12 protein-coding genes are annotated in these 10,107 nt (G+C 40.0%); 1 reads left to right on the top strand and 11 read right to left on the bottom strand.

The genetic code is table 11. The annotated features are described in order from the left end of the window. Positions 1-79: 79 nt before the first annotated feature. A complete protein-coding gene (gene metG, locus BSO02S_RS25390; RefSeq protein ID WP_066074674.1) occupies positions 80-2,047 on the bottom strand; it encodes a methionine--tRNA ligase in 1,968 nt (655 codons plus the stop codon). Positions 2,048-2,522: 475 nt separating this feature from the next. Here metG and abrB point away from each other — a divergent pair, with 475 nt between their 5' ends. Further along, positions 2,523-2,807 carry a transition state genes transcriptional regulator AbrB gene (gene abrB / locus BSO02S_RS25395; protein ID WP_066074679.1) on the top strand — a complete coding sequence of 95 codons (285 nt, stop codon included), beginning with the start codon at positions 2,523-2,525 and terminating at the stop codon, positions 2,805-2,807. Positions 2,808-2,853: 46 nt separating this feature from the next. On the opposite strand, the gene rsmI is transcribed toward abrB, so the two are convergent. The 10 genes from rsmI to BSO02S_RS25445 form a co-directional block, all read right to left on the bottom strand. Continuing rightward, positions 2,854-3,735, bottom strand: coding sequence for a 16S rRNA (cytidine(1402)-2'-O)-methyltransferase (rsmI, locus tag BSO02S_RS25400; protein WP_066074713.1), 882 nt, complete (start codon positions 3,733-3,735; stop codon positions 2,854-2,856). Beyond that, complete coding sequence (locus BSO02S_RS25405; protein WP_066074682.1) at positions 3,713-4,000, bottom strand: GIY-YIG nuclease family protein; 288 nt, start codon at positions 3,998-4,000, stop codon at positions 3,713-3,715. The genes rsmI and BSO02S_RS25405 overlap by 23 nt, the downstream gene beginning before the upstream one ends. Continuing rightward, entirely contained in the window at positions 3,987-4,730 is a 744-nt protein-coding gene (locus BSO02S_RS25410) for a tRNA1(Val) (adenine(37)-N6)-methyltransferase (RefSeq protein WP_066074685.1), read from the bottom strand. The genes BSO02S_RS25405 and BSO02S_RS25410 overlap by 14 nt, the downstream gene beginning before the upstream one ends. Positions 4,731-4,794: 64 nt before the next feature. After that, positions 4,795-5,166 carry a DNA replication initiation control protein YabA gene (gene yabA, locus BSO02S_RS25415; RefSeq protein WP_066074689.1) on the bottom strand — a complete coding sequence of 124 codons (372 nt, stop codon included), beginning with the start codon at positions 5,164-5,166 and terminating at the stop codon, positions 4,795-4,797. Positions 5,167-5,178: 12 nt separating this feature from the next. After that, on the bottom strand, positions 5,179-6,006 hold the full coding sequence (locus BSO02S_RS25420) for a PSP1 domain-containing protein (protein WP_066074694.1): 828 nt from the start codon (positions 6,004-6,006) through the stop codon (positions 5,179-5,181). Then, on the bottom strand, positions 5,999-7,006 hold the full coding sequence (gene holB, locus BSO02S_RS25425; protein ID WP_066074697.1) for a DNA polymerase III subunit delta': 1,008 nt from the start codon (positions 7,004-7,006) through the stop codon (positions 5,999-6,001). The genes BSO02S_RS25420 and holB overlap by 8 nt, the downstream gene beginning before the upstream one ends. A gap of 46 nt (positions 7,007-7,052) precedes the next feature. Beyond that, positions 7,053-7,382 carry a cyclic di-AMP receptor DarA gene (darA, locus tag BSO02S_RS25430; protein WP_066074700.1) on the bottom strand — a complete coding sequence of 110 codons (330 nt, stop codon included), beginning with the start codon at positions 7,380-7,382 and terminating at the stop codon, positions 7,053-7,055. 140 nt (positions 7,383-7,522) lie between these two features. Continuing rightward, complete coding sequence (tmk, locus tag BSO02S_RS25435; RefSeq protein ID WP_235847013.1) at positions 7,523-8,161, bottom strand: dTMP kinase; 639 nt, start codon at positions 8,159-8,161, stop codon at positions 7,523-7,525. 27 nt (positions 8,162-8,188) lie between these two features. After that, complete coding sequence (locus BSO02S_RS25440) at positions 8,189-9,628, bottom strand: aminotransferase class I/II-fold pyridoxal phosphate-dependent enzyme (RefSeq protein WP_066074707.1); 1,440 nt, start codon at positions 9,626-9,628, stop codon at positions 8,189-8,191. Positions 9,629-9,693: 65 nt separating this feature from the next. After that, positions 9,694-9,912 carry a sigma factor G inhibitor Gin gene (locus tag BSO02S_RS25445; RefSeq protein WP_066074710.1) on the bottom strand — a complete coding sequence of 73 codons (219 nt, stop codon included), beginning with the start codon at positions 9,910-9,912 and terminating at the stop codon, positions 9,694-9,696. Positions 9,913-10,107: the final 195 nt, after the last annotated feature.

Here is a 10,107-nt window from a genome sequence, read left to right on the forward strand (position 1 = left end):
CCGTGCTTGACTTATCGTAGGGAAAAGAGCGAAGTCCACTAGCCGCTGGTTGCTAAAGCTAGACAATTTTCATATTTATTTATTTTACCTTCGCTCCGTTTGCTAGGGTTTGGTCCACTGAAGCAAGCGCTAAAACGCCGTCTTTTGAACCAGCCAAGATCATTCCTTGTGACAGTTCACCGCGTAGCTTTACTGGCTTTAGATTCGTAATACAAATAACTTTACGGCCGACTAATTCTTCCGGTTTGTAATATTGGGCAATCCCTGAAACAACCTGGCGTTTCTCATAACCAAGATCAAGCTGGAGTTTCAGCAGCTTATCGGCCTTTTTAATTGGCTCGGCCTGAATGACTTCTGCCACACGCAAATCAATTTTCATAAAGTCATCAATGGAAATTTCCTCAATTTCCTCAGGCTTTTCTTCAGGCTTTTCGTCTTTCTTTTCTTCCGCAACAGGTTCCGACCCCTGCATTTTAGTCTTAATGAATGCCACTTCCTCTGCAATTTCAAGCCTTGGGAAAATAGGGTTATCCTTTTCAACCTTTGTACCACTTGGAATCACACCAAAATCGTTAAGACTCTCCCATGCTTTAAGGGTCATATCTTGAATACCTAACTGCTTGAAGATTTCATTAGGTGTCCGAGTCAAAAATGGCTGGAGAAGAACCGCAGTCCTACGAAGTGATTCGGCTAGGTGAACCATTACACTAGCAAGCTCTCCATTTTTTTCTTCGTCCTTAGCCAATGTCCATGGTTTTGTTTCATCAATATATTTATTTGTCCGACTGACTAATTGCCAAATGGAAGTTAATGCAACTGAAAACTCCATTTTCTCCATTGCCTCTTCGTATTTTAGAACGGTCTCACGATTCACTTGCAGTAAGGAAGCATCAAATTCACCAACGGATCCAGAATACTCAGGAATAACACCGTTGAAGTACTTCTCAATCATCGCCACCGTACGATTTAACAGGTTTCCAAGATCATTGGCTAAATCAAAGTTAATTCTTTCGACAAACCCTTCAGGTGTGAAAACACCATCTGCACCAAATGGTACTTCTCTTAACAGGTAATAGCGAAGGGCATCAAGGCCATAACGATCGATTAAGGTGACCGGGTCCACCACATTCCCTTTCGATTTGGACATCTTTCCATCCTTCATCAACAGCCAGCCATGGGCAAACACTTTCTTTGGCAATGGTAAATCTAAGGCCATTAACATAATCGGCCAATAGATCGTATGGAAACGGACAATTTCTTTCCCAACAAGATGAACATCTGCCGGCCAGTAATTTAAATACCTTTGGTCATTCTCTGTCCCATATCCAAGGGCGGTAATATAGTTGGAAAGGGCATCAATCCAAACATAAATAACATGCTTCGGGTCGCCTGGAACCTTTACGCCCCAATCAAACGTCGTCCTTGATACTGCCAAATCCTCTAAGCCTGGTTTGATAAAATTATTAATCATTTCATTTTTTCGAGATTCAGGTTGGATAAACTCTGGATTTTCCTCGTAGTATTGTAAAAGACGGTCGACATACTTGCTCATCTTAAAAAAGTACGATTCTTCTTTTACCATTTCAACTGGTCTGCCGCAATCCGGACAATTTCCATCCACGAGCTGACGATCGGTAAAAAAGGACTCACAAGGTGTACAATACCAGCCCTCGTATTGATCAAGATAAATATCACCTTGTTCTAGGAGTCTGGCAAAAATCTTTTCTACAGACTGTTTATGTCTTTCATCAGTAGTCCGAATAAAGTCATCATAGGAAATATCTAGCTTATTCCATAGGTCCTTAATTCCATCGACAATCCCATCGACATACTGCTGCGGGGTGATTCCCGCTTCTTCTGCCTTCCGCTGGATTTTTTGCCCATGTTCATCCGTACCAGTTAAATACATAACATCAAAGCCGCGCATCCGCTTATAACGAGCCATCGCGTCACCAGCAACCGTCGTATACGCATGTCCAATATGTAAGTTTCCACTTGGATAGTAAATCGGTGTCGTCAGATAAAAAGTCTTTAATTTTTTCTCCATCTAAATCCCTCCATTAGGCAGGCAATTCTAAACCCTATGTAACCATTATTGCCTCTTTTTTCCCTCTTCTATCATCAAAATATACCGAAAAACCAACTTTTGTGCAAGAAACCGCTTTGCGGAAATACCAGTATTTTAAAATTATTTCCTTATACACCCATAAAAGACCTCTATCCTTGCGAAACCTATGGAGTTGAGAACTCCCTTTTGTTGATTTTTGTCGAATAATCTCTAAATAAATTGGTTTTTCAATTACGCTAATATAATGTTAAAAAGGTGTTTATTTTTAATAAATAGCCAGTTGTAACCTTTAAATCAACGATTATTCATACAGGTAAATATTTCTTTTATTTTTTTAAATTAAATAATTGACGGATATGGGAATTTCTTGTATTATAAGGGTATGAAAAATTTGTCGAATAATGGCGAATAAAAAAAGAGAAAATTGTTTATATACGAGAGGAGATAATAATAAATGAAATCTACAGGTATTGTTCGTAAAGTTGATGAATTAGGTCGTGTGGTTATTCCGATTGAATTAAGACGTACTCTTGGTATCGCAGAAAAGGATGCTCTTGAAATTTACGTTGATGATGAGCGCATTATCTTAAAAAAATATAAGCCGAATATGACTTGCCAAGTAACTGGTGAAGTTTCTGATGATAATATGACCCTGGCTGACGGTAAGTTAATCCTTAGCCGCGAAGGTGCAGAACTATTAATCCAAGAAATCCAAAACAATTTTGAATTAGCTAAATAAAATGAAAATCCAGCACTTTATAAATAGTGCTGGATTTTTTATTCTGCTATTCTTCATTTTCGACATGATAAGCCTGATAAACTTCCCTTTTGCCAAGTCCGCGGTCAACGGCTGTTTGTTTTATTGCCTCTTTTGAAGCGATGTTTTTTTCTGAAATGTAGTGATTTACATGATCCTCAAGCGATAAATGGTGCCACCAGCTGGCTTCTTCCTGCTTTTGCTCTTCCGTACCTTCAACAATAATACAGAACTCGCCGCGAATTTCATCCTGCTGCGCCCAGCCAATTACTTCTTCTAGACTGCCTCTAATAAATTCCTCGTACTTTTTTGTTAACTCCCGACAGAGAGCAACATTCCTGTTTCCAAGGACTTCTTTCATAGCTGCTAACGTTTCCTTAAGCCGGTGCGGCGATTCATAAAAGATCACCGTTGCTGATAGCCATTTCAAACCTTCTAATTCAGCGCGCTTATCCTTTTTGTTACGATTTAAAAAGCCGTAAAAGTAAAAGGGCTGGCAGGACAGTCCTGAAGCGATTAAGGAGGTGAGGGCGGCATTTGCCCCCGGTAATGGGACAACCGGTACTTTTTCACTAATAGCTGCCGTAACGAGCTCATATCCGGGGTCTGAAATGGTCGGCATCCCGGCATCGCTGACAAGGGCAATTTTTAGCCCCTCCTTCACTTTATGAATTAATTTCTCTCCGCTTGTTTCCTTATTGTGTTCATGATAGCTGACAACCGGTGTGCCAATTTCAAAGTAATTACATAGTTTTTTTGTATTTCTTGTATCCTCTGCGGCAATTAAATCTGCCTCTTTTAAAATTCTAATTGCACGAAAGCTCATATCCTCCAAATTTCCAATCGGTGTGGGAACAAGATAAAGAATCCCTTTATGCTGCTCGTTCTCAAAGCTCTTTTGCTGCCACATCATTAACACCCGCTTCCCTAAGTAAAAACTCATCCTTTTTCTTCCGTGCTAAGCGCTTAAACTGGTACTCCGCCCTCAACGCATCACCTTTATTATCATAGCCTCTACTGAAGACTAACTTCACTGGTCCCCTGCCCCGGGTATATTTTGCCCCTTTTCCCTCATTATGCAGCTTAATCCGGCGTTCAAGGTTAGTTGTATAGCCGCCATAAAAACTTCCGTCTTTGCAAAGGAGTACATAAAAGAAGTGATCATGATTCTCCATATAAAATCTCTCTTATTTCCGGAGTGTATTCGTCTTCTTCATTATAAACAATCAGCGGCGGAGAGATTTTTAAATCAGGGCTGCCATCCTTAATTGCCTCCACTAAAAGTGTATTGGCCTCTTTCCCCTTCTTTGGGTAAACAAACTGAATCCGTTTCGGCTCAAGTCGGTATTCACGCATCAGTGTAATGATATCCATTAATCTTCCCGGGCGATGAACAAAGGCCACCTTGCCACCCTGCTTTACTAACTGACTTGAGGCCTTGACGGCATCCTCTAATGTACAAAGAATCTCGTGACGGGCAATGGCAAGATGTTCATTTGGATTGATTTCTTCCTTAGACGGTGTTGGAAAATAGGGCGGATTGCAGGTTACAACATCAAACTTCCCGTACCCAAGCCGCTTCGGTATTTCCTTGATATCCCCATGGATCATCTGAAGCTGATTTTGAAGCCCGTTATATTCGATGCTTCTTACCGCCATATCGTAAAGACGTTCCTGTATTTCAACACCAGTAATTTGGCCCTTTGTCCTTGCACTTAAAAACAAGGGGATTACGCCATTTCCGCTGCAAAGGTCAATTAAGTTCCCTTTTTGAATTGGTACGTACACAAACCTTGCCAAAAGGACGGCATCCAGCGAAAAGGCAAACACTGACGGGCTTTGAATGATCCTTAAATCCTCAGCAAGTAAGTAATCAAGCCGCTCATCCTCTTTCAAATTAACCACAACTATCCATCCCCTAGCTAAAAGTGTATGAAAATAGAGGCTGATTTGGTCAGCCTCTTTAAAGTTACTTCTTATTAAGAAAGGAAAGGCAAAATAAACAATCGCCTTCCTTCCGCAAACTCCCAAAATGAAGGTTACAAATATGAAACCCTTCTTGATAAAGACGGGCGAGGTTATCATATCCTTCACCAACATCAAATGGCTTTACACCATGTGAATCAGCGGAAGTTATCCCCTTTTTATTGTCTGATTCTTTCTTCTCTTCATCCGGGGCTACATTAAAACGGCGCCTTAAGTGCTCATTTTCAAGCTTTAAGTAGTGATTCTCTTCTAGTATTTCGGCTAAATGCTGCTTTAATTCTCCTAGCTGTTGATAAAGATTGCCAATTTGTGTTTCCATATTACTCACTGATTCAAATATTTCCTTTTTATCCACGTCGCACACCTCTTAATCTGTGGATTGTATAGAAAAGGCACCTTCTTTTATGATCTCTTCCAAAGTATACTCCAGAACCCGATCCTGTTCCTTTAGTTCTACCTGAAGTACCCGCTCTAATATATTCAAGCCAACCACTTTCCCTTTCCCCTGTGGTGTTTCAATGATTTCCCCAAGGTCCGGCAGCAGTGCTTTAGCAGACTCATATTCATCATTTTCATATTTTAAACAACACATAAGCCGCCCGCATAATCCAGATATCTTTGTAGGGTTTAAAGAAAGGTTTTGATCCTTAGCCATTTTGATTGAAACGGGATCAAAGTCCCCTAAAAAGGTCGAGCAGCATAACATTCTTCCACAAGGACCAATGCCGCCGAGCATTTTCGCCTCATCGCGAACCCCAATCTGGCGCAATTCTATTCGTGTCCGAAAGATTGCTGCTAAATCCTTCACAAGTTCGCGGAAATCAACTCTGCCATCTGCAGTAAAATAGAAGATTATTTTATTACGGTCAAAGGTATATTCAACATCGACTAGCTTCATATCCAGTTGATGCTCATTCACTTTTTCATTGCAAACCTCATATGCTTCCTGAGCCGCTTGCTTATTTTCCTCAACAATCATTCGATCCTTAGGGTCGGCAATCCTAACCGCCTTTTTTAATGGGAGGACAACATCGTGCTCCTCTACCTGTTTATTTGCAATAACTGCCCTTCCGTACTCAACTCCGCGGACTGTTTCGACAATCACAAAGTCATCCTTTTCGATTGAGAGGTCTCCAGGATCAAAATAATAGATTTTCCCCGCCTTTTTAAAGCGTACTCCTATAACATCATACAAATGAAGATCCCTCCTGCAATTTTAACACAAGCTGTTCCATCATTAGCTGTGGATTCATATTCTTCTCGAGCTTCCTTTTTGCATCAAGAACAGCTGACATTTGATCCGATAAGCGCTTCCCGGATGTTTTTAATGCAAATTGCTTTAACCGCTCATTTTCCGCTATGAAAACAATTTGCTCCTGCTTATCTAATTGTATATATAGTAAATCCTTAAAAATAAGAAGTAATAGATCTAAACCGCGATGAATCTGTTCCTTTTCTTTAAAGTGTGAAAACCAATCAGCTTGGAGTGAAACCATAATCTCCAATGGATTTTTTCCCAACACCTCATATAATTTTAACACTATTTTTTGAGCTTGTGCAAACCATTCATCGACATTTAATTTTTGTGCTTCGTCCAAACTATTGGTTAGCTGGGCTAGTAACGGTGCCTTTGCTGGTGCAACGCCATTTTCCACCAGCTGTTTGATCATTACCTGGGGTGATAATGGATGGAATGCTAGTATTTGACACCTTGAAAGAATGGTCGGTAAAATTTGCTGCGGCTGTTCGGTTAACAGAAAAGCCGTTGTTCCTGGATTCGGTTCCTCAAGAAACTTTAACAAACTATTTGCAGCGCTCACACTCATTTTGTCAGCATGGGAAATCAGATAAACCTTTTTTAAGGATTCTACACCCTTTTTGGAAAACTCAGCCTGTAAGCTTCTTATCTGGTCAACCTTGATCGATAACCCATCAGGCTCTACGAGATGGACATCAGGATGATTGCCATTACTAATTCGCCGGCAATTATTACATGCCTCACATGGTTTAAAGCCATCGATGACCGACGTGCAAAATAGGGCCTTTGTCAGTAAAAGTCCTATTTCCCTTTTCCCAGTTCCTCTTATACCCTCAAATAGGTACGCATGGGCCACCCGATTTTTCACTAAACTATTTTTTAGCATTTTCAACACAGTTGGCTGAAACTCTTCTAGTTGATCCCATGTTTTAACCAAGCTAATCACTCACTTACTTTATTAAAATATATCGATAGTGCTTCTGTTAAAAATGCAGAAATTGCTCAATCGGCAGGACGAATACCGTTGCTCCGCCAACCTCGACCTCCACAGGATATGGGACATACGAGTCTGCATTCCCGCCCATTGGTGAAACAGGGGCAACTAGCTGTTCTCTAGACCTGCAGTTATCCTTAATAATCTGGAGAGCCCGGTCAACGCGAATATCCTCCGTGCCTATCATAAAGGTCGTGTTGCCTGATTTCAAAAATCCACCTGTACTAGCTAGTTTTGTTGCCCTAAAGTTATTTTCTACTAATGCTTTTGATAACCGATTGCTATCCTGGTCTTGTATAACAGCTATGATAAGTTTCATTTGAATCATCCTCTCCTCTATTTATCCTAATTCTAGATTGCTTTTCCTATATTATAACAGCTTATTGGATTGCTTACATTCGTAATAGCAGGGAATCTCTATTTATTCTTTAAAACATTTCTTCATAATTAAAAAAGGCCTTACTGTGAAGGCCTTTTTTCCATGAGTCTTGCTTCTAGCAGCTGTAATGTTTTGTTGTATACCACATCCATCGTCCCTGAAGCGTCAATTTTGACGATTCTATTTGGAAAGCGCTCTAGTAATTGATGATAGCCTTCTCTAACCTGCTGGTGGAATTCAAGATTTTCTAGGTCCAAGCGATTAATTTCTCTTCCTTTATTTTTGTTGATGCGCTTTAAGCCTATCTCCGGTTCAATATCAAAATAAATGGTTAACTCGGGCATCAAATCCTCAATTGCAAATTGATTAATCGTCCATACCTCATCAATGCCTAAGCCGCGTGCATAGCCCTGGTAGGCCAAAGAACTATCAACAAACCTGTCACAGAGGACTACTTTCCCCGCGTCTAATGCCGGTTTTACTTTTTCAATCAGGTGCTGTCTTCGTGCTGCGGCATAGAGCAGTGCCTCTGTCCGCGGGTCCATTGCCGTATTCTCTTTATCTAAAATGACTCGACGTATTTGCTCAGCAATATCAATCCCGCCTGGTTCCCTCGTCAATAATACATTTCCAAGCTGCTTGGCAACCATATTTATAATTGTTGTTTTCCCGGCACCATCCGGACCTTCAAAAGTAATAAATATTCCGCTCTTCTTCAAAGTAAAACCTCCAAAACTGTCCATATCTTAAGTTGTACAAAATGTTTTTATCAAACCTTGCCTTAATGCGGAGCCGCCTTGAAATCTTGCTCCCGATTTCAGCAGCCGATTAAGTTGGCTGAGTTTTTCCGCTGTAATTCTTTCACCCTTTAAAAGCAGAGGGATTCCTGGGGGATAGGGAATAATTGCTTCAGCGCAAACATTTCCCAGCGCCTCTGTCATAAGTATATCCTTAACCCTTACGTTCGTCATTTCTTTATAGGGGATCGCTAACGTAGAAATTTTCTGGTTATCCAATTGAAATTCCCCGATTAAATGACCATGGGGCAGGTCCTCAAACGCCATTTTTATTTTTGAGATGGTTTCATCGAAAGGATAGCACTGTCCTTCCTTTAATAAAGGCAGAATAAAGAGCACATTGTATGGATCCGCTAATTCTGTGTAGACAGAGAATTCTTCCAGTCTCCTTTGGAGCTCAAATCCGCTTAATCCACAACGGGACTGAATGGTAATTTTTAAAGGATCACCAAGACTATTTGGATATTCTAACACTTTTATGGTAGGGACATTATTTAATTGCTCCTTAAAGCGTCCAATTTCAGTTAGCAAAAAGGCTAAATCCCTTCGTTCATATGTAGCTAAGTAATTCCTTGCAATGTCCAGGGACGCCATTATGGGATAGGAGGGGCTGCTTGATTGAAACATTTCCAAGTATCCCTTTACCTCGTCCTCGTTTATCCGCCCGCTATTAACATGTAAAAACGCCCCCATTGTCATCGCCGGAAGTGTTTTGTGGGCTGATTGAACAACCATATCTGCCCCTAATTGAAGCGCTGAAGCCGGAAAAGGACTACCAATAATAAGATGTGGTCCGTGAGCCTCATCTACTAATACAGGAATATGATGCTGGTGCGCTTGTTGAGTAATTCCTTGTAAATCATAACTCATTCCATAATAGTTCGGATAGGTCAGAATCAGCGCAGTTGCTTCTGGATAAATCTGGACGGCCTCTTTGACTGTTTCAATACTGACTCCCGCAGCAACCTTCCAATTTTGGTCAAATTCAGGTTCTAAAAAGACAGGCCTGACTTTCGCAAGGCTTAGTGCATTTAGAACAGACTTATGGCAATTTCTTTGAACAAGAACGATATCATCTTCCCCGCATGCTGCCATAATCATTGCTAAATTTCCGACGGTGGAACCATTCACAAGAAAGTAACTTTTTTTCGTTTGAAAAAGCTCGGCTAAAAGGGCCTCTCCTTCAAATATTGCCCCTTCGGGCGAATGCAAATCATCTAAACCTGATAACTCCGTCGCATCAATTTTTAATATTTGTTCAAAAAAGGGATTGGCTTCAGATGGATTAATAGAACCATATTTATGCCCTGGGACATGAAAAGAAATAGGTTTCTTGTTTACATGCTCCATTAAAGCAGCGTACAAAGGTGTTTTTATTTGTATGTTCATCCATTTTACTTCCTTCTAAGTATCTCATTCATTTTAGCAAAAAAATAAAGCCCATTAAGGACTTATTAAGAAAATATTTCTGGAGTTGTTATTTTTCTTAATTGTTTTAGAAAGTATTTATATTTTGGATCATTTGTATCTGTTTGTACTAAATCATTTTCACATTCCGTACAAATAAAAGATGTGTATAGATGTATGCCTTTCGGTTTTAGATTTTCACAAATAACGCACGTTTCATTATGAAAATTAGCTGCTAAAAATGAACTCAATCCCTCCACCTCCATACATCCATTCTGCCCTTACCTTTCAATCTGTATACAATTTTCTAAATACTCTTTTTCATGGCATCCTGATTAATATGTATGTTGCAATTCGCTATTGGGTGTATGTCTAATCGTGATTTTTTTGAAAACAATTCGTACTTTTTTTATTTATCATGTTATGAACAAGAAAAAACAAAAAAGAACAATCTTTTCAGA

It is taken from the genome of Neobacillus soli NBRC 102451, assembly GCF_001591665.1.
In the GTDB taxonomy this organism is placed as follows: domain Bacteria; phylum Bacillota; class Bacilli; order Bacillales; family Cytobacillaceae; genus Neobacillus; species Neobacillus soli.